We start from the raw sequence: 18,468 nt of genomic DNA on the forward strand, positions 1-18,468 counted from the left end.
ACCGACGTAACAGGCTGGGCGATTTGGCCCCTGCAAGCAAGCCTGTGACGGTCCAATAAAAAAGGAAACACTGCATGACCACACCACACCGTACGCCGGTGATTCGCATCGATGGCGCGAACAAGACCTTCGCGCTGCCCAAAGGCGAACAATTCCACGCGGTCAAATCGGTCACGCTGGAAGTCTATCCCGGTGATATTTTCGGCCTGATCGGCAAGAGCGGCGCCGGCAAATCGACCTTGCTGCGCCTGATTAACCTGCTCGAGCGCCCCGACAGCGGCACCATTACCGTGGCCGGACGCGAACTGACCCGCCTGGGCAAGCGCGACCTGCGCGACGCGCGCCAGAATATCGGCATGATTTTCCAGCAATTCAACCTGCTGCAAAACGCCAGCGTCTTCGACAACGTCGCCTTCCCCCTGAAAATCCATGGCACGACCAAGGGCGAGCAGATCGCCGCCAGAGTCGAGGAGTGCCTGGCGCTCGTCGGCCTGTCCGACAAGCTGCACAGCTATCCGGCGCAATTGTCCGGCGGACAGAAACAGCGCGTGGCGATTGCCCGCGCCCTGGCCAGCCACCCCGACGTGCTGCTGTGCGACGAGCCGACGTCCGCGCTGGACGCGGAAACGACGCGCGCCCTGCTCGACACCCTGCGCGACATCAATGCGCGCCTGGGGGTGACCATCGTCATCGTCAGCCATGAGCTGTCGGTGCTGGGCGCCATCTGCAACCGCGTGGCCGTCGTGGAAAACGGCGCCATCGCCGAACAATTCGATCTGAGCGACACGGCCACCCCGCGCAAGACGGCGCTGGGACGCGAGCTGGCGTATTACGGCACCGAGGCGTTTGAAGCCACCGCATGGAAGGATGCAACACATGTTTGAAGAATCGATCAATAACGTCATCAAGCTGCTGCCGGAAATCTGGGTGGCGCTGGGCCAGACCATGACCATGCTGGGCATCGGCCTCACGGCCGCCGTCCTGATCGGCGGCCCGCTGGGCATTTTGCTGTTCCTCGTCTCGGAAGGCCAGTCGCTGGAAAACCGTCCGCTGTCGACCATCCTCGGCTGGCTGGTCAATACCGTGCGCAGCTTCCCCTTCATCATTTTGCTCGTCGCGCTGACGCCGTTTACGCGCATCATCGCGGGCACCTCGATCGGCCCGCTGGCAGCGAGCGTGCCCCTGTCGTTTGCCGCCATTCCCTACCTGGCGCGCCTGGTGGAACAGAACCTGCGCGAAGTGCCGCGCGGCGTGATCGAGGCGGCGCACGCCATGGGCGCGTCGGAAATGCAGATCATCTTCCGCGTGCTGCTGGTCGAAGCGCGTTCCGGCCTGGTGCTGGCCCTGACCGTGCTGTCGATCAGCTTCCTGTCGTATTCGGCCGTGGCCGGCGTGGTGGGCGGCGGCGGCATCGGCGACCTGGCCATCCGCTACGGCTACTACCGCTTCGAGACGGACATCATGGTCGCCACCGTGGCCATCCTGATCGTGCTGGTGCAAACCATCCAGTTCGCCGGCACGCGCATCGCCAAGCGCCTCGACAAACGTTAATCCCTATTCAGAAACAAGGACCTGCATGAACCACCTTCGCCGCAATCTGCTCCTGGCCGCCGCCAGCCTGGCCTTCGCCACCGCCGCCCATGCCAAGGACCCGAAAGAACTCGTCATCGGCACCAGCTCCGGCCCGTATTCAGACCAGCTGAAGCTGGGCATCAAGCCTATCCTGGAAAAACAGGGCTACAAGGTCAAGATCGTGGAATTCAACGACTACGTGCAGCCGAACTACGCCCTGGCCGAAGGTTCGCTGGACGCCAACGTGTTCCAGCACATCGTGTATCTGACCAAGTTCGCCACCGATAACAAGCTGCCATTGAGCGCACTGATCACCGTGCCGACCATGCCGATCGGCCTGTACGGCGGCAAGCAGAAAACGCTGGCGGAAGTCAAGAACGGCGCCACCATCACCATGCCGAACGATCCGACCAACCAGGCGCGCGCGCTGGTGATGCTGGCCAAGATGGGCTGGATCAAGCTCAAACCGAACGTCGACCCGCTGCGCGCGTCCGAACGCGACGTGCTGGAAAACCCGAAGAAGCTGAAACTGGTGCCGCTGGAAGCGGCGCAGCTGCCACGCTCGCTGGCCGACGCCGACTACGCTTTTGTCAACGGCAACTTCGCCCTGGCTGCGGGCATGAAGCTGACGTCGGCCCTCGCCGTGGAAAAGATCTCGGACAGCTACATCAACCTTGTCGCCATCCGCACGGCCGACAAGGCCAAGCCATGGGTCAAGGACCTGGAAGCGGCCTACCGCTCGCGCGCCTTCCTCGACGCGACGAACAAGTATTTGGCCGGCTACGAAAAGACGGACTACCAGCTGGCGCTGGAAAAGACGCTGAAAAAATAAACGGCGTGCACCAAACGTAAAAAGGACGGCGAAGCCGTCCTTTTTTATTGTCCGCGCCTTGCGGGCGCTGTCATTCAATGCTTAGAAACGGTAACCCACACCAACGCCGATCAGGATAGGATCGACTTTGACTTCGCTGATCTTGGCGCCACCGGCCAGTACGTCGCTGCGGATCTGTACTTTCTTGATGTCGAAGTTCAAGGACCAGTTTTTGTCCAGTTTGTAATCGACACCGGCTTGCAGCGAGTAGCCCCAGCTGTCGTGCTCCAGGCGGCCTGCGCCGTTCAGCAATTTCACATCCGAGATATTCGTGTAGTTGATGCCGGCCCCCACGTATGGGCTGAACTGTTTTTCCGGCATGAAGTGGTATTGCAGCGACAGGGTCGGCGGCAGGTGCTTGAAGGTGCCGATCTTCGTGCCGGACAAGGTAACGTCATGCTTTTGCGGATACGTCAGGATCAGCTCGGCAGCGATGTTCGGCGTGAAGAAGTACGAAATATCGATTTCAGGAATCGTCTTGCTGCTGACGTGGATCGTGTCCGATGCGCCGATGCCACCAACAGGAGCAGATTTGTTGGCCGGATCGATGTGCACGGCGCGGGCACGGACCAGCCATGGGCTTTCCTGTGCCATGGCGTTGCCGGCGAAGGCGCCGATGGCGGCCAGGACGATTGCTGCTGCAGTTGCGGACTTTTTCATTCTAGTTCCCTCTTTTTGTCGTTAAGTAACGCTGCGAAGTCTAAGAGTGCAGTGCAACAAAAACTTTGATCCACATCAAATAGTGCTAGATAGCATCACTACAGGGATTTTTTCCTTTGCGCAGGTCAAGAAAATGCGGCAATGCAGCGTGAGCGCTTGCATGCCCCCATTCCGGCGGCCAGCCGGCCGCGCAATGGCTACTTGCGCCGATGTCACTGGATTGCCGCCTGCCCTTGCCGCATACTATTTTCAGTGCGCACATGAGAATGGTAATGATTATCATTTGCGATATAATGGCTTACCTCGCTCAACGACTACAAAAAGGAATGGGAGACATGGATATATTGAGGGAACTGCGTGAATCGGGCTTGAAAGTGACCATCCCCCGCTTGCGGATTCTGCAGCTGTTTCAAGAAGGCGGCATCAAGCACCTGAGTGCGGACGATGTCTACAAACTCTTGCTGGCCGAAAAGATCGACGTGGGCCTGGCCACCATCTACCGCGTGCTGATGCAGTTTGCCGAGGCCGGCATCCTGTTTCGCCGGCATTTCGAATCGGGCCACGCCGTCTTCGAACTGAACGAAGGCCAGCACCACGACCACCTCGTCTGCACGGGGTGCGGCAAGGTCGATGAATTCGTCGACGAAGGCATCGAACTGCGCCAGAACGAGATCGCCGCCGAACGCGGTTTCGTGCTGCATGAACACGCGCTGTCGCTGTACGGCACTTGCGCCGAATGCACGGCGAAAAAGATTCCGCCGCGCCGGGCCTGAAGCGGCCTGGGCCGCCTGGGCGCCACTGCCTTGCGGTAAGATTCGCTCACGCTTGAGAAAGGATCACGCATGTACATCGGAGAAATCGCCCGCCTGGCGGGCACCTCGCCCAAGGCCTTGCGCCACTATGAAGCGCTGGGCTTGCTGGGCGACGTGCGCCGTTCCGGCGCCTATCGCGTCTACACGCAGCACGACCTGGTGCAGGTCAAACTGATACGCCAGGCGCAGGTGCTGGGCTTCCGCCTGGCCGAACTGCTGCCCGTCCTGGCCGGCGACGATACCGACTGGGCCGCCCTGTCGCGGCACATCAACGCCAAGCGCGCGCAGGTGCGGCAGGATATCGCCCGCCTGCGCCAGCTCGACGCGCAGCTGGCCGACATCGACACGGAAATCCGTGACTGCCTGGCGCGCCAGCGTCTGCAAGCGGCCGCTTGACTCTGCCACTAGGGGCAGGCTTTAGCATGCAGGCTGTTCTTTACTGGAAAGCCCGCATCATGCCCCAAATAGCACCCAAACGCGTCTTGATCATCCTCGGCCACCCGTCCAGCGACAGTTTCTGCGCCGCCCTGGCCGAGGCCTACGCCGCCACGGCCCGCAGCGCAGGCCATACCGTGCGCGAACTGCGCCTGGGCCAGCTGGACTTCGACCAGAACCTGCATGAAGGCTACCGCCAGGTGCAGCCGCTGGAGCCGGACTTGCTGGCCGCGCAGGAAGCCATCAGCTGGGCCGACCACCTGGTGTTCGCCTACCCGATCTGGTGGGGCGGCGCGCCGGCCCTGCTGAAAGGTTTTGTCGACCGCATCTTCCTGCCCGGCTTTGCCTTCAAATACCGCCCTGGCAAGGCCTTTCCCGCCCAACTGCTGAAAGGCCGCACGGCGCAGCTGCTGGTGGCGATGGACACGCCGCCCTGGTATTTCCGCTGGGTCTACCGCATGCCGGGCATTCACCAGCTGCGCAAGACGACCCTGGAATTTTGCGGCGTCAAGCCCGTCAAGGTGGCCAGCTTTGGCCCCATGATTAATTCCAGCGAAGCGCAGCGGACGCGCTGGCTGGAACAGGCGCAGGCGCTGGCGCGGCGCCTGTAAGCCCGGTAACGGCTTGCCATGCAGCCATCTTTCATACGGTTTTGACAAGCAGGTAATCAAGCCGTCATATTCACAGGCTACCATGATGATATTGCCTGTTTGTCAGTCGCCTTGCTCTCGCGACAACAAGGGTCCGATCGTCATGTAAAGGTAGCCGCTGTGGAGTTCAACGCTTCTCGATTGCATCTTCCCCGTTATCGCACGTCCGTGGCGTCTGACCTGTGCGTTCCCACGGAATCCGTGCAGGCCGACGCCAGCAACTTCGCCGTGCTGGAACTGTTCACGGAACGGCGTGACATGATGAGCCTGCCCGTCACGGAGCAGCAGAAGCCCATCGGCTTGATCAGCCGCAATATCTTCATGTCGCAGATGTCCAAGCCCTTTTATCACGAGGTGTACGGCAAGAAGAGCTGCATCGCCTTCATGGACAAGGAACCGCTGATCGTCGATGGCGCCATGAGCATCGAAGACCTCACCTTCCGCGCCGTGGAAGCGGGAGAGAAGGCGCTGGCCGACGGCTTCATCATCACCGAAGATGGTGCGCTGGCCGGCGTGGGCTTCGGCCTGCAGCTGATGAACGTGGTAGCCACCATGCAGGCCGAAAAGAACCGGCAGATCATGCACAGCATCGATTACGCCAGCGTGATCCAGCGCGCCCTGCTGCGCACCTCCGATGCGGAATTGCGCGCCACCCTGCCCGACGCCCACCTGGAATGGCAGCCGCGCGACGTCGTCGGCGGCGACTTCTACTTTTTCGAACGCCACGAAGGGGGCTGGTTCGCCGCCATCGCCGACTGCACGGGCCACGGCGTGCCGGGCGCCTTCATGACATTGATCGCCTCGTCGGCCCTGAGCCAGGCCTTGCGCGAACGCGGGCCGCGCGATCCGGCCGCCCTGATCGGGGCCGTCAGCCGCGCCATCAAGACCCTGCTGGGCCAGGACGGCGCCGACAGCGGCGCGGCCACCGGCCACGCCGGCTCGAACGACGGCATGGATTGCGCCTTTTTGTGCTACGACGCGGCCAGCGCCAGCCTGCGTTTCGCGGGGGCGAAACTGGCGCTGCACGTGGTGGCGCCGGGCGAGGACAGCGTGCGCGCCATCGATGGCGCGCGCATGGGCGTGGGCTATGTGGACACGCCGGCCGGCTACCACTGGCACAACGAGACGCTGGCCATTCCCGCCGGCAGCCTGCTGTTCCTTACCACCGACGGCTTGCTCGACCAGATCGGCGGCGCGCGCGACATCGCCTACGGCAAGCGGCGCATGCGCGAACAACTGCTGGCGCGACGCGACGCTCCGGCCAGCGACGTGGCGGCGGCCCTGCTGCAGGACAGCGCCGCCTGGCAGGGAAAACAGCCACGCCGCGACGACCTGACCTTTTTCTGTTTCCGCCTGTAGTTTTGGCGCCATCGAGCCATCTTATCAACAAGACACCGGGTCACCGGCTAGCCAGGAGCACGGACGTGCTGTACGAAGAATTCAACGAGTTTTGGGATGTGGCGCGCAAGCGCAACATCATCTTTTTTTACGTGGGCTATTTCTCGCAGCACGTGGTGAGCGCCATTTCCGAAACCATCAAGGCGCGCCTCGATACGGCCGGCGCGGCCGGGCCCACGCGGCGGCGCATCTTTTCCTCGTTCATCGAGATGTCGCAAAACATCATGCATTATTCGGCCGACAGCCTGACGCCCGATGCGCAGCTGGACCAGCAGATGCGGCGCGGCTCGTTTTGCATCGGCACGCGCGGCGACAGCTTTTTCCTGCTGTGCGCCAATCCCGTCTCGACGGACAACGTGGCGCAGATCCGCGCCCGCCTGGAGCCGCTGCACACGATGACGATGGAAGAAATCCGCCTCGCCTACAAGAAGGCCCTGCGCGAGGAAGCCCCATCGGACAGCAAGGGCGCGGGCCTGGGTTTTCTCACCATGGCGCGCGACGCCAGCGAGCCGCTGGAATTCGAATTCGTCCAGGACCCACAGGAACCTGGCCACACCATCTTCTGCATCAAAGCCATCATTTGAAAGAGCCGACTCAGGAAAGCATATGCAATTACCGTCACCACTGTTCATCGCCGCGACCCCGAGTTCGCCCGAAATCGACTTCCGTTTCGAGCAGCACACCCTGTCGATCAAGGGCGAGTCGTATCCGGAAAACGCGGCCGCCTTTTATGGCCCGCTGATCGCCGCCGTGCGCGCCTATCTGGAAGGCTGCCGCGAAGCTGCCATCACCGTCAACGTCTCGCTGGCCTACTTCAACAGCTCCAGCACGAAGATGCTGTTTACCCTGTTCGACACCCTGAACCAGGCGGCCGTGGACGGCAACCAGGTGCGCCTGAACTGGTATCACGACGAGGACGACGACACCATCCTGGAATTCGGCCAGGAGCTGCAGCAGGACTTCACGGCCCTCGATTTCCGCGACCACCCCGTGCAGGGCAGCTAGAGCATGCACGCCGCCATTTCCGAATCCGGCCTGGAACCCGACCTGTTCACCGTGGAAGCGGCGGCGCTGGCCGCCGCGCGCCGCATGCACGCCGATGCCAACGCCTCGGGCGCGGAACAACGGCGCGTGCTCGGTGAACTGATCAATCACTACGAGCGGCTGATGCGCGAAACGCGCCGCCTGATCGGCCGCAGCGACCGCGCCGAGCGCGACATGCATCTGCTGAACCGCCAGCTGCAAACCCTGGCCGGCCAGCTCGAATACCGCGCCACGCACGACCCGCTGACGGGGGCCCTGAACCGCGGCGCCGTGATCGACCACGCTTCGCGCTGCCTGGCGCAGGGCGACATGGCGCTGATCGTGCTCGATATCGACCTGTTCAAGCAAGTCAACGACGACTTCGGCCACCCGGCCGGCGACGGCGTGATCCAGGCCGTGGTCGACTGTTTAAAAGGGCTGTTGGGACAGGAAACGGCCATCGGCCGGGTCGGCGGCGAAGAGTTTTCCGTGGTCTGGCCCACCTCCTCGCGCGACGAGGCGGCGCAAGTGGCGCAGCGCATCTGCGAGACGGTCGGCCGCCAGCGCCATGCGGCGCCCATCACGCGCGCCATCACCATCAGCGTGGGACTGAGCTGGAACCGCGCCGGCACGCCGTTCGAAACGGCCTACAGCCATGCGGACCAGGCCCTGTACCAGGCCAAGCGCGAAGGACGCAACTGCGTGCGTCAGTGGCTGGAAAGCTGAAGCAGCGCTCCTAGCGCAGCTGTTCGCGCGCCATGCTGCCGTCGCGGCGCATGGCCGCTGCCGCGCGCTGCATGGCGGCCACCTGCGCCTCGGACACCTTGAGGTTGCAGGCCAGGTAAGTCTGCACGCGGTTGAAGGTCAGCAGGGGCACCACCTTGCCTTCCCATTCCTTGCCGACGAAAGGCTTGCTGCCCACCGCCAGGCCCACGGCCCACAGGTCGATACGCCCGAGCAGCAGCTTTTGCGGATTGATCCACTCCTGCGTCACAGGCGCCACGTTCATGCCGTGCTGGCGCAGGTAGTCGTCGCGCGCGTCGCCGAGCACCGTACCGATCACCAGGCCGCGCGCATCGGCCAAGGTGCGCAGCGTCAGATGCCGATCGGCCAGGCCATACAGTATCCACTCTGCTTCGTTGAGGGGGCCGATCCAGCGAAACTGCGCTTCGCGCTCTTGCGTGCGCGTGGTGGAAAAGATGCAGGTGTCAGGCTCGCGCAGCGCCTGCGCATACGCGCGTTTCCACGGCAGCAGTTCCATCGTATAGCCGATGCCGGCGCGCGCCATGATGTCGCGCACCTTCAACGTTTCGCGTCCCACGACGACATTGCCTTCCATCATGCTCGACGGCGGCAAATGCTCGCCGACGATGCGCAGGCCCGCCGCCCCGGCCGCCGCGGGCAGCAACAGCGCCGCCAGCAGCCATGCCATGCTTGCTTGTTTCATGCTTGCCTTCTTCTACCACAGGGGATACGCATTCCTGCACCTGCAGGATGGTACCATCGCCCCCCGGCGGCCATGACCAAAGATTGTCAGTTAAACCATTATTTTTCCGTAACGTGGCTCAGGACCAACGCTGGGATCATCATGCGAGGGGGAGATGGCGAGAAAAACAAGTGGCGGAAAACAGTAGGAGTCGAACCTACGGGAGAACGTCTGACGCCCTCCACCGGGTTTGAAGCCCGGCCACATCACCGGATGAGTGTGCTTTCCGCGGTGCCTGAGCTAGCTGTTGGGCAAGGCCGCGGTATAGGACCACAGCGCTTGCGGGCGTAATAGATGCCCATTGCCAACACGGCGAGTATAACCGACGCGGTCGAAGAATTCCAAGACCTGGATCGCCCGCTTGCGGCCCAGGCCGCTGGCGTCGCGGAAGGTGGCCGCGCCGACGGCGCCGGCACCGGGCGCCAGGCCGTCGTCCAGCTCCGCTTTTTCGGCCAGGGTGCGCACCAGCTGCGCCAGTTCGGCCAGCGCCGCCTGGTGATAGAACAGGTCGTGCACGACCTGGCTGATCTGCCCTGCCTTGGCCAGTTTGCGCAACAGCCGGCGCGTCTCGTCCTCGGCCAGGCCGAAGTCGCGCGCCAGGTCGCGCGTCCACGGCGGATCGGCACGCCCCTGCAGCAAGGCCGCCAGCAAGGGCTCGGCGAGCGCCTGCTCCTGCGGCGTCAGCTCCACACTGTGCGTCGGCAAGTGCAGGCTGGCGCCGCGCGCCAGGATGCCGCCCTGCGCCAGCAAGCCTTCGACCAGCTGGCTCCACAAGGCGTCTTCCATCTCCGCGTCGACGATGCGTTTCAAACGCCACAGTTCCGGCCCAGCCTCGTCGGGGGCGCGCGCGTGGAAGGCCGCCAGTGCGGTGAGTACCCTCTCTTGCAGCGCCTGCAACGCTGGCGGCGCCACCAGCAGTGCATCGCCGCCGCGCACGGCGATGCGTCGTGTATCGGGCGGCAACGCCAGGGCGTCCGCCGGCAGCAGGGACAGGCGCACCAGCAGCGACTCGCGCAGCCCCAGCGGGCTTTGCGCCAGCAGGGCCGCATAGTCGCCGTGCGCGACAAACGCCGCCAGCGCATCGAGCCACGCCAGCCGGGCCGGGCTGCGGCGCTTGCGCGCCGAGCCGAACGGATCGAGCACCATGCCGCCGCCCACCGTCTGCGTCGCTTGCGCATTGCGCACGACGAAGCGGTCGCCCGGCACGCCGTGCATGGGCGCCTCGAACACCAGTTGCACCCTGCCCGTCTGTCCCGGCGACAGGGTCTCGCCGTCGAGCATGACGGCGCGCGCCAGCTGGTGCGCCGCCCCCAGGTGCACGTGCAGCGGCGACCAGGCTTTCAGCTGCACGCCGGCGTCGGGCAGCAGGGTCAGTTCCACATCGAGGCGCTCGGAACACTGCGCCAGCTCGGGCGCGACGATCCAGTTGCCCCGCTCGATGCGTTCGCGGTCGATGCCGGCCAGGTTCAGCGCCAGACGCTGGCCCGCCACGCCCGTCTCGGCCGCGCGGTTCTGCGCATGGATGCTGCGCACGCGCGCAGGGGCGCCGCCGGGCGCCAGCTGCATCAGATCGCCCACCTGCGCGCGGCCCGCCAGCGCCGTGCCGGTGACGATGGTGCCCTGCCCCGACAAGGTGAACACGCGGTCCACGCCCAGGCGAAACAGGCGCCGCTCGTCGCGTTGCGGCAAGCTGCGCGCCACCTGCGTCAGGTGCGCCAGCAAGGCCGCCACGCCCGCATCGCAGTCGCGATTGGCGGCGGTGGGGAAGACCGGGCTGCCCGCCAGCGGCGTGCCGGCCAGCAGCGCTTCGATGTCCGCCTCCACCTGCGCCACGCGGGCGCCGTCGGCGCGGTCGATCTTGGTCAGCGCCACGGCGCCGCGCGTCACGCCCAGCAGCTGCAAGATGGCCAGATGCTCGTGCGTCTGCGGCATGACGCCGTCGTCGGCCGCCACCACGAGCAGGGCGAAGTCGATGCCCGTCACGCCGGACGCCATGGTGCGGATGAATTTTTCGTGGCCTGGCACGTCGATCACGCCCAGCACCGTGCCGTCGGCCAGCGGCAGATAGGCATAACCGAGCTCGATCGAAATGCCGCGTGCCTGCTCTTCCTTCAGGCGGTCCGTATGCACGCCCGTCAGCGCGCGCGTCAGGGTCGTCTTGCCATGGTCGATATGGCCTGCGGTGCCGACGATCATGCGGACAACTCGCCGAGCTGCGCGATGAAGGCCGTCTCGTGCGCCGCTTCCAGGCAGCGCAAATCGAGCCACAGGGTGTCCTGGCCGATGCGGCCAATGACGGGGCGCGGCAAGGCGCGCAGGCGCTGTTCCAGCGCGCCCAGCGGATTGCTCAGGCGTGAGCCTGGCGCGCTGCGCACGGCCAGGCCAAAGCTGGGCAGCTGGTCGACGGGCAAGGCGCCGCTGCCGATCTGGCTGGTCATCGCTTCGGCGCTGACCACATAGGCGCTGCCCAGCACGCCTTGCAGCGGCAGCAGCAGGGTGTCCGCCTGCGCGCGCATGGCGGCCGCGGGACGCGTCAACAGGCGCAAGGTGGTCAGGCGTTCGGCCAGCAAGTCCGGCGCGCGGTACAGCTGCAGCACGGGGGCCAGGGCCGCCAGGGTGAGTTTTCCCACGCGCAGCGCGCGTTTCAGGGGGTTGCGCTTGATCTTCGCGATCAAATCGGCACGCCCGACGATGACGCCGCACTGCGGCCCGCCCAGCAGCTTGTCGCCGCTGAAGGTCACCAGGTCGGCGCCCGCTGCTATGGTTTCGCGCACCGTCGTCTCATGCGGCAAGCCATACTGCGCCAGGTCGACCAGGGTGCCGCTGCCCAGGTCCACGGCCGTCGGCACGCCGTGTTGCGCCGCCAGCGGCACCAGTTCGTCGAGCTCCACGCTTTTCGTGAAACCGGTGATCGCGTAATTGCTGCAATGGACCTTCATCAGGAGGGCCGTATCCGCATTCACCCCGTTGGCGTAGTCGGCCAGGTGCGTGCGGTTGGTGCTGCCCACTTCGCGCAGCACGGCGCCGGCGCGCGTCATGACGTCGGGGATGCGGAAGGCGCCGCCGATTTCCACCAGCTCCCCGCGCGACACCACCACCTCCTTGCCCTGCGCCAGGGTATTCAACATCAGCAGCACGGCGGCCGCATTGTTGTTGACGATGGTGGCCGCTTCGGCCCCCGTCAGTTCGCGCAGCAGTTCCTCGACCAGGTCGTCGCGGTCGCCGCGCTTGCCCGTCTCCAGGTCGAATTCCAGATTCATCGGCCATTGCAGCGCTTCGACCACGGCTTGCACGGCGGCGTCGGGCAGCAGCGCGCGGCCCAGGTTCGTGTGCAGCACGGTGCCCGTCAGGTTGAAGACGGCGCGCAGTTGCGAATGCGATTGCGATTGCAGCCGTTCGGCCATCTGCGCGGCGATGGCGGCGATCGATGCGCCCACTTCGCACACTGCGCCCGCCAGCATGGCCGTGCGCAGTTCGGCCAGCACGGCGCGCGCGCAAGCCAGCGTCTGCACGCGGCCATGGTGCGCGATCAGGTCCAGGCAAGCCGCGTCGCCGAGGATGCGGTCTACCGACGGCAGGCGCACGGTTTGCCCCGTCGTCATGCTGACTGGTCCTCGCCGCTGTCGCCCTTGCCCAGCCACAGCAGCGGATTGCCGCTGGCGCGCTGGTAGCCCGCCTCGCCCACCAGCAGGTCGAGCATCAGGCTGGCCAGGTCGTCGGCCAGCGGCTCGACGTTGTAATCGTGTTCCTGGTTGAAGACCTTGCGGTAGGTATGGCAATCGTCGCAGGTTTCCGCGCGCGCCACCTTCTTCGGATCATTCGCCTTGTTCGGCGATTTGTCGTCCTTCGCCGCCACGGGGTCGAACGGCGCCGCGTCCGCCGCATCCAGGCCCTGGTAGGCGATCTTGCCATTCTGTTCGCAGGTCGAGCACTTCACGCGCACCATATGCCATTCGCTTTCGCAGATGCCGCAGTGCAGATAACGATAGCCCTGCGAGCCGCCGCCGATGCGGATCACGCTGGCGACGGGGTGCGAACCGCAGACGGGGCACAGGGTGCCCGTTTCCAGGTCCGGCACGCGCGCGGCGCGCAGTTCGCTGGCCGATACCGACCACAGGATTTGCAGCGCGGCCGCGACGAACGGCGCGTGCATGGGATTGAGGTTGTCGCCGTTTTCATCGAGCACGGCATCGGCGCAGGCGTCCAGCGCTTGCGCGTCGAGCGCGCGCAGCTGGGCCAGCACCTGGCTCAAGCCGCCGGACAGGGCCGGCTGGCGTGCCGCCGTGGCGGCCAGTTCATCGAGCAGGCTGGCAAAGATGTCGCGCCAGACGGGCGGACGGGCGCCATTGACGGGCAGCACCGGCATGCGGTGCTGGATCGCGCGGCGCAGCGCGTCGGGGTCGGCGGCAGGCACGGCGCCGGGCGCCAGTTTGCCCACCACGGCGGCCTGCGCATCGGCCAGCGCGGCCATCAGCACGAGGTAGCCCTGCATGCCCGCGTCGACGGGGATGCCCTTGATATTGCCCTGCGCCAGTTCGCGCAAGCGCAAGGCGCGCGCCGTAAACAGGCTCGCTGGCTGCGGCAGCAGCAGGCGCGGAATCGCGTTATGGTCCAGGCCTTCGATTTCGCCTGGCTGAAGAATACGTTGTACCAATGGAGTTTTCCCATCAAAAAAGGCAAGGCATAGCCAGCGGATACGGCTGTGCTGTAAAAGTATTTTAATCGATAAAAAGAAAGGGGCCAGTCCTGGGGGACTGGCCCTGGCTGCCGCTGGCAGAGAAAAACGCCGGCGGCCGAGCATGTCGGCTTATGCGAAGCTAAGCCGACCTACCCGTCTGCCTACTTTTCCGTATGACGGACCACGGCCTCAAACCACTTCGGATGGTGCTTGCGCGCCCATCCATAGGTGACGGTGCCGCGCACCATGGCGCCGATCGAGCCCTTGACCCAGATCGCCGCATAGATGTGCACGATGATGGCGCAGATGATGCCGAACGCACAACCGGCATGCAGCAAGGCGGCAAAGCGCACCACGTCGATCGGGAAATAGAACGCGAAATACGCGCGCCAGATCACGATGCCCGACAACAGCAAGCCCACCATGCAGAACAGCAGCACGAAGAACAGGATCTTCTGGCCGGCATTGTATTTACCGATCTTCGGCAGCTTGTCTTCGCGGTTGTGGAGCACGTCGTCCATCTGCTTGAGCCACTGCTTGTCGCCGTCCTCGAACTTGTTGTGGTGCCAGAAGCGCACCACGAGGATCGCGAACGAAACGAACATCACCAGACCGGCAAACGGATGCAAAATGCGCGTCCATTGCCCGCCGCCGAACAGGTTCGCCAGCCACGCCATCGAGGGATGGAACATGGCCAGGCCGGACAGGGCCAGCATGACGAAGGTGATGGCCGTCACCCAGTGATTCGTGCGCTCGTTCGGGTCGTAGCGCTGGATCAGCGGGTTGCCATCCTTGTCGCGCAGCTTGCCATCGTGAAGTTCACTATGCTTCATGCTGTTCCTCCCGGATGCGCTTGGCCTCTTCCAGCGCTTCGTGCTCTTCATCCTTGCTCACTTCGTTCGGACCGACACGCGTGTAGTGGAAGAAGCCTGCCAGCGCCGTGGCAGCCATGCCGGCCACCGCCAGCGGCTTGGACCAGCCCTTCCAGAAGCCCACCATCGGACTGATGCGCGGGCGTTCCGGCAAGTTCGAATACAGCTTCGGCTTGTCCGCATGGTGCAGCACGTACATCACGTGCGTGCCGCCCACGCCCAGCGGATCGTACAGGCCCGCATTCTCGAAACCGCGCGACTTCAGGTCGACGATGCGCTCTTCCGCATGCACCTTCATGTCTTCCTTGGTGCCGAAGACGATGGCGCCCGTCGGGCAGGTTTTCACGCAGGCCGGTTCCTGGCCCACGGCGACGCGGTCCGAGCACAAGGTGCACTTGTAGGCGCGGTCGTCCTTTTTCGAAATGCGGGGCACGTCGAAAGGACAACCGGCCACGCAGTAGCCGCAGCCGATGCAGTTTTCCTGGTGGAAATCGACGATGCCGTTCGTGTACTGCACGATGGCGCCCGGCGCCGGACAGGCTTTCAGACAGCCCGGGTCCTCGCAGTGCATGCAGCCATCCTTGCGGATCAGCCACTCGAGGTTGCCGTCGTTGTTTTCGTGTTCGGCAAAACGCATCACCGTCCACGATTGCGGCGTCAGGTCCGTCGGATTGTCATAGGTGCCATGGTTTTCGCCGACTTCATCGCGCAAGTCGTTCCATTCCATGCACGCCGTCTGGCAAGCCTTGCAGCCGATGCATTTCGACACATCGATCAGCTTGGCCACGGTGCCCGTCACCGGGTTGCGCGCCTGCGGCGACGTCACCGTGGTCGCCGACAGGCGCCGGATATCTAAAGATTGCAGTGCCATTATTGAGCTCCCATCATGCTTTTTCCACCTTCACGAGGAAGGACTTGAATTCCGGCGTTTGCGAATTCGCATCCCCCACGCCCGGCGTCAGGGTATTGATCAGATACCCCGGCTTGGCCACGCCCGTAAAGCCCCAGTGCAGCGGCAGGCCCACGGTATGCACCGGCTTGCCTTCGATCATCAAGGCCTTGATGCGCTTGGTGACGACGGCCTTCGCGATGATGTGGCCGCGCTTGGAACTGACGCGCACTTCGCCACCGGCGACGACGCCGATGCTCTTGGCCAGCTCTTCGCCGATTTCGACGAATTGCTGCGGCTGGATGATGGCGTTCAGGCGCGCATGCTTGGTCCAGTAATGGAAATGCTCGGTCAAACGGTAGCTGGTCGCCACATGCGGATATTCCTCATGCGTGCCGAACATTTTCCGGTCATCGGCGAACACGCGCGCGGCCGGATTGCTGGTCGCCTGCGGGTTTTTCGGATGCATGGGGTTGTAGCCCAGCGGATTTTCGAACGGCTCGTAATGCTCGGGGAACGGCCCTTCGGCCATGGCGCCGCGCGCAAAGAAGCGCGCCACGCCCTCGCCCAGCATGATGAACGGACCCATGCCGTTTTCCGGCGGTTCATCGACCTTGAAGTCGGGAATATCGGCCCCGCTCCAGTTCGTGCCATTCCATTCGATCAGCTTGCGGGTCGGATCGAAGGCCTTGCCCTTCAAGTCGCACGAGGCGCGGTTGTACAGCACGCGGCGGTTGGCCGGCCACGCCCAGGCCCAGCCCAGGGTCTGGCCGATACCGGTCGGGTCGCTGTTGTCGCGCCGTCCCATCTGGTTGCCCGCCTGCGTCCAGCTGCCGGCGAAGATCCAGCAACCGCTGGTGGTCGTGCCGTCGTCGCGCAATTGCGCAAACGAGGCCAGCTGCTCGCCCTTTTTCACCAGCAGCTTGGTCGGATCTTTCGGATCGTACAAGTCGGCCAGCGCCTTGCCGTTGAATTCGCGGGCGATTTCTTCCGGCTGCGGGTTATGCGGCTGCGCATAATTCCACGTCAGGTTGACGATAGGATCGGGGAACTTGCCGCCCTCCTTCTTGTACATGTCGCGCATGCGCAGGAACAGGCCCGACATGATCTCCAGGTCGCTGCGCGCCTGGCCCGGCGGTTCGGCCGCCTGCCAGTGCCACTGCAGCACGCGCGAGGAACTGACCAGCGAACCGCGTTCTTCGGCGAAGCAGCTGGTCGGCAAGCGGAACACTTCCGTCATGATCTTGGTGGGGTCGACTTCGTGGTACTGCCCGTGCGCCTTCCAGAATTCGCCCGTTTCCACGGCCAGCGGATCCATGATGACGAGGAACTTCAGCTTCGACAGCGCTTCCGTGACCTTCTGCTTGTTCGGCGCGGACGCCAGCACATTGAAGCCCTGGCAGATATAGCCCGTCATCTTGCCTTGGTGCATGTTCTCGATGGCTTGCATCAAGTCATACGGCTTGTCGAGTTTCGGCAGGTAGTCGAAGGCGTAGTTATTGTCCGCGGTGGCAAAATCGCCCCACCACGTCTTCATGAAGCTGACGTGGAATTTGCGGTAATTGCTCCAGTAGCTGAGCTGGTTCGGCCGCAGCGGCTTGGTGGCGCGCGCGGCGATATAGCCGTCGAAATCCTGCTCGGCTTCGTTCGGCAAGGTCATATAACCCGGCAACAGGTTCGACATCAGGCCCAGATCGGTCAGACCCTGGATGTTCGAGTGGCCGCGCAAGGCGTTCATGCCGCCGCCCGCGATGCCCATATTGCCCAGCAACAGCTGCACCATGGCGCCCGTGCGGATGGTTTGCGCGCCCGTCGAGTGGTGCGTCCAGCCCAGCGCGTACAGGATGGTGCCGGCGCGTCCCGGCACGGCGGTCGAAGCCAGGGCTTCCGCCACCTTGTGGAACTTGTCGGCCGACACGCCGCACGTGCGTTCGACCATCTCGGTCGTGTAGCGCGCGTAGTGCTTCTTCATCATCTGGTAGACGCAGCGCGGGTGTTCCAGGGTCGGGTCGACCTTGGCGTAGCCGTCGTCGCCGATCTCGTAATCCCAGGTGGCCTTGTTGGTATACTTGCCTTTTTCCTTGTCGAAACCCGAGAACAGGCCGTCCTCGAACGCATAGTCTTCGCGCACGATGAAAGGCATGTCCGTGTAGTTGCGCACGTACTCATGCTGGATCTTGTCGTTCGTCAGCAGATAATTGATGATCGCGCCGAGGAAGACGATGTCCGTGCCGGTACGCGTGGCGCAGTAGTAATCTGCCACGGATGCGGTACGGGTAAAACGCGGATCGACAACGATCAGCTTGGCCTTGTTATGCGCCTTCGCTTCCGTGACCCACTTGAATCCGCAAGGATGTGCTTCTGCTGCATTGCCGCCCATGACCAGGATCACGTCGGCATTCTTGATATCGACCCAATGATTCGTCATCGCGCCACGGCCAAACGTCGGGGCAAGACCTGCCACCGTCGGTCCGTGTCATACACGCGCCTGATTATCAAAGGTCAGCATCCCCATGCTGCGCACTGTCTTGTGGGTCAGATACCCGACCTCGTTGCTGCCGGCGGACGCGGCCAGCATGCCGGTGGAGAGCCAGCGGTTGACGGTCTTGCCGTCGGCATTCTTTTCGATCAGGTTGGCGTCGCGGTCATCCTTCATCAGGCGCGCGATCTTGTCGAGCGCCACATCCCAGGAGATCGGTTGCCATTCCGTGCCGCCCGGTGCGCGGTATTCGGGCACTTTCAGGCGGTTCGGGCTGTGGATGAAGTCGACCAGACTGGCGCCTTTCGGGCACAGGGTGCCGCGGTTCACCGGGTGATCGGCATCGCCTTCCACGTGGATGATGCTGGAGACGGCATTTTTCGCGCCATCGCCCAGGCCATACAGCAGGACGCCGCAGCCAACGGAACAGTAAGGACAGGTATTGCGGGTCTCGGTCGTGCGAGCCAGCTTGTATTGCCGTACCTCTGCCAACGCCTGCCCCGGCGCGAAACCGAGCAAGGCGAGGCTGGAGCCAGCAATCGTGGCGCCAGTGACCCGAAGGAACTGGCGCCTGGATATCTGAACCATATCAGACCTCTATGATGTGAGTAAATAAAAAGTCATACGGCGTCATGACAGTGTC

At 64.0% G+C, this 18,468-nt stretch carries 18 protein-coding genes and 1 tRNA gene; 10 read left to right on the top strand and 9 right to left on the bottom strand.

Annotated elements, in window-relative coordinates; genetic code table 11:
* The first annotated feature begins 74 nt into the window (after positions 1-74).
* The 3 genes from ACQ4W4_RS01125 to ACQ4W4_RS01135 are packed head-to-tail and all read left to right on the top strand — an operon-like array spanning position 75 to position 2,404.
* Positions 75-884, top strand: coding sequence for a methionine ABC transporter ATP-binding protein (locus tag ACQ4W4_RS01125; protein WP_436540453.1), 810 nt, complete (start codon positions 75-77; stop codon positions 882-884).
* Entirely contained in the window at positions 877-1,551 is a 675-nt protein-coding gene (locus ACQ4W4_RS01130) for a methionine ABC transporter permease (RefSeq protein WP_436540454.1), read from the top strand. The genes ACQ4W4_RS01125 and ACQ4W4_RS01130 overlap by 8 nt, the downstream gene beginning before the upstream one ends.
* A gap of 25 nt (positions 1,552-1,576) precedes the next feature.
* Positions 1,577-2,404, top strand: a complete 828-nt coding sequence (locus tag ACQ4W4_RS01135) for a MetQ/NlpA family ABC transporter substrate-binding protein (RefSeq protein WP_436540455.1) — start codon at positions 1,577-1,579, stop codon at positions 2,402-2,404.
* An 81-nt stretch (positions 2,405-2,485) separates the two neighbouring features.
* On the opposite strand, the gene ACQ4W4_RS01140 is transcribed toward ACQ4W4_RS01135, so the two are convergent.
* Positions 2,486-3,103: an OmpW/AlkL family protein gene (locus tag ACQ4W4_RS01140; RefSeq protein WP_436540456.1), complete on the bottom strand. Its 618-nt coding sequence runs from the start codon at positions 3,101-3,103 to the stop codon at positions 2,486-2,488.
* Positions 3,104-3,438: 335 nt separating this feature from the next.
* On the opposite strand from ACQ4W4_RS01140, the gene fur reads away from it, so the two are divergent.
* The 7 genes from fur (at position 3,439) to ACQ4W4_RS01175 (ending at position 8,147) form a co-directional block, all read left to right on the top strand.
* Entirely contained in the window at positions 3,439-3,876 is a 438-nt protein-coding gene (gene fur / locus ACQ4W4_RS01145) for a ferric iron uptake transcriptional regulator (protein WP_076566678.1), read from the top strand.
* 69 nt (positions 3,877-3,945) lie between these two features.
* A complete protein-coding gene (locus ACQ4W4_RS01150) occupies positions 3,946-4,311 on the top strand; it encodes a MerR family transcriptional regulator (protein WP_436540457.1) in 366 nt (121 codons plus the stop codon).
* Positions 4,312-4,370: 59 nt separating this feature from the next.
* On the top strand, positions 4,371-4,961 hold the full coding sequence (locus tag ACQ4W4_RS01155; RefSeq protein WP_436540458.1) for an NAD(P)H-dependent oxidoreductase: 591 nt from the start codon (positions 4,371-4,373) through the stop codon (positions 4,959-4,961).
* A gap of 240 nt (positions 4,962-5,201) precedes the next feature.
* A complete protein-coding gene (locus tag ACQ4W4_RS01160; protein WP_436541107.1) occupies positions 5,202-6,359 on the top strand; it encodes a SpoIIE family protein phosphatase in 1,158 nt (385 codons plus the stop codon).
* 65 nt (positions 6,360-6,424) lie between these two features.
* Positions 6,425-6,982 carry a SiaB family protein kinase gene (locus tag ACQ4W4_RS01165; protein WP_070222302.1) on the top strand — a complete coding sequence of 186 codons (558 nt, stop codon included), beginning with the start codon at positions 6,425-6,427 and terminating at the stop codon, positions 6,980-6,982.
* 22 nt (positions 6,983-7,004) lie between these two features.
* Positions 7,005-7,403: a DUF1987 domain-containing protein gene (locus ACQ4W4_RS01170; protein ID WP_034779193.1), complete on the top strand. Its 399-nt coding sequence runs from the start codon at positions 7,005-7,007 to the stop codon at positions 7,401-7,403.
* 3 nt (positions 7,404-7,406) lie between these two features.
* Positions 7,407-8,147 carry a GGDEF domain-containing protein gene (locus ACQ4W4_RS01175; RefSeq protein WP_436540459.1) on the top strand — a complete coding sequence of 247 codons (741 nt, stop codon included), beginning with the start codon at positions 7,407-7,409 and terminating at the stop codon, positions 8,145-8,147.
* Positions 8,148-8,157: 10 nt separating this feature from the next.
* On the opposite strand, the gene ACQ4W4_RS01180 is transcribed toward ACQ4W4_RS01175, so the two are convergent.
* The 8 genes from ACQ4W4_RS01180 to fdnG all read right to left on the bottom strand — a co-directional run bounded on the left by ACQ4W4_RS01180 (position 8,158) and on the right by fdnG (position 18,413).
* Positions 8,158-8,868: a substrate-binding periplasmic protein gene (locus ACQ4W4_RS01180; protein WP_436540460.1), complete on the bottom strand. Its 711-nt coding sequence runs from the start codon at positions 8,866-8,868 to the stop codon at positions 8,158-8,160.
* A gap of 171 nt (positions 8,869-9,039) precedes the next feature.
* Positions 9,040-9,135, bottom strand: a tRNA-Sec gene (locus ACQ4W4_RS01185).
* A gap of 12 nt (positions 9,136-9,147) precedes the next feature.
* Positions 9,148-11,103, bottom strand: coding sequence for a selenocysteine-specific translation elongation factor (gene selB, locus ACQ4W4_RS01190; RefSeq protein WP_436540461.1), 1,956 nt, complete (start codon positions 11,101-11,103; stop codon positions 9,148-9,150).
* On the bottom strand, positions 11,100-12,509 hold the full coding sequence (gene selA, locus ACQ4W4_RS01195) for an L-seryl-tRNA(Sec) selenium transferase (RefSeq protein ID WP_436540462.1): 1,410 nt from the start codon (positions 12,507-12,509) through the stop codon (positions 11,100-11,102). Before selA ends, selB begins: the two co-directional genes overlap by 4 nt.
* Positions 12,506-13,561: a formate dehydrogenase accessory protein FdhE gene (gene fdhE / locus ACQ4W4_RS01200; protein ID WP_436540463.1), complete on the bottom strand. Its 1,056-nt coding sequence runs from the start codon at positions 13,559-13,561 to the stop codon at positions 12,506-12,508. The genes selA and fdhE overlap by 4 nt, the downstream gene beginning before the upstream one ends.
* 185 nt (positions 13,562-13,746) lie before the next feature.
* Entirely contained in the window at positions 13,747-14,418 is a 672-nt protein-coding gene (locus tag ACQ4W4_RS01205; RefSeq protein WP_436540464.1) for a formate dehydrogenase subunit gamma, read from the bottom strand.
* Positions 14,408-15,328 carry a formate dehydrogenase subunit beta gene (gene fdxH, locus ACQ4W4_RS01210; RefSeq protein WP_436540465.1) on the bottom strand — a complete coding sequence of 307 codons (921 nt, stop codon included), beginning with the start codon at positions 15,326-15,328 and terminating at the stop codon, positions 14,408-14,410. Before fdxH ends, ACQ4W4_RS01205 begins: the two co-directional genes overlap by 11 nt.
* Before the next feature lie 13 nt (positions 15,329-15,341).
* The gene (fdnG, locus tag ACQ4W4_RS01215) at positions 15,342-18,413 is read right to left on the bottom strand and encodes a formate dehydrogenase-N subunit alpha (RefSeq protein WP_436540466.1); all 3,072 of its coding nucleotides are present in this window, start codon (positions 18,411-18,413) and stop codon (positions 15,342-15,344) included.
* Positions 18,414-18,468: the final 55 nt, after the last annotated feature.

Source organism: Janthinobacterium glycogeni (assembly GCF_051380725.1).
Classification (GTDB): domain Bacteria; phylum Pseudomonadota; class Gammaproteobacteria; order Burkholderiales; family Burkholderiaceae_D; genus Janthinobacterium.

What these genes read in the sequence shown, in the direction of transcription:
- ACQ4W4_RS01125 (WP_436540453.1), top strand. Translation starts at nt 75, where the DNA reads ATGACCACACCACACCGTACGCCGGTGATTCGCATCGATGGCGCGAAC.
- ACQ4W4_RS01130 (WP_436540454.1), top strand. Translation starts at nt 877, where the DNA reads ATGTTTGAAGAATCGATCAATAACGTCATCAAGCTGCTGCCGGAAATC.
- ACQ4W4_RS01135 (WP_436540455.1), top strand. Translation starts at nt 1,577, where the DNA reads ATGAACCACCTTCGCCGCAATCTGCTCCTGGCCGCCGCCAGCCTGGCC.
- ACQ4W4_RS01140 (WP_436540456.1), bottom strand. Translation starts at nt 3,103, where the DNA reads ATGAAAAAGTCCGCAACTGCAGCAGCAATCGTCCTGGCCGCCATCGGC.
- fur (WP_076566678.1), top strand. Translation starts at nt 3,439, where the DNA reads ATGGATATATTGAGGGAACTGCGTGAATCGGGCTTGAAAGTGACCATC.
- ACQ4W4_RS01150 (WP_436540457.1), top strand. Translation starts at nt 3,946, where the DNA reads ATGTACATCGGAGAAATCGCCCGCCTGGCGGGCACCTCGCCCAAGGCC.
- ACQ4W4_RS01155 (WP_436540458.1), top strand. Translation starts at nt 4,371, where the DNA reads ATGCCCCAAATAGCACCCAAACGCGTCTTGATCATCCTCGGCCACCCG.
- ACQ4W4_RS01170 (WP_034779193.1), top strand. Translation starts at nt 7,005, where the DNA reads ATGCAATTACCGTCACCACTGTTCATCGCCGCGACCCCGAGTTCGCCC.
- ACQ4W4_RS01175 (WP_436540459.1), top strand. Translation starts at nt 7,407, where the DNA reads ATGCACGCCGCCATTTCCGAATCCGGCCTGGAACCCGACCTGTTCACC.
- ACQ4W4_RS01180 (WP_436540460.1), bottom strand. Translation starts at nt 8,868, where the DNA reads ATGAAACAAGCAAGCATGGCATGGCTGCTGGCGGCGCTGTTGCTGCCC.
- selB (WP_436540461.1), bottom strand. Translation starts at nt 11,103, where the DNA reads ATGATCGTCGGCACCGCAGGCCATATCGACCATGGCAAGACGACCCTG.
- selA (WP_436540462.1), bottom strand. Translation starts at nt 12,509, where the DNA reads ATGACGACGGGGCAAACCGTGCGCCTGCCGTCGGTAGACCGCATCCTC.
- ACQ4W4_RS01205 (WP_436540464.1), bottom strand. Translation starts at nt 14,418, where the DNA reads ATGAAGCATAGTGAACTTCACGATGGCAAGCTGCGCGACAAGGATGGC.
- fdxH (WP_436540465.1), bottom strand. Translation starts at nt 15,328, where the DNA reads ATGGCACTGCAATCTTTAGATATCCGGCGCCTGTCGGCGACCACGGTG.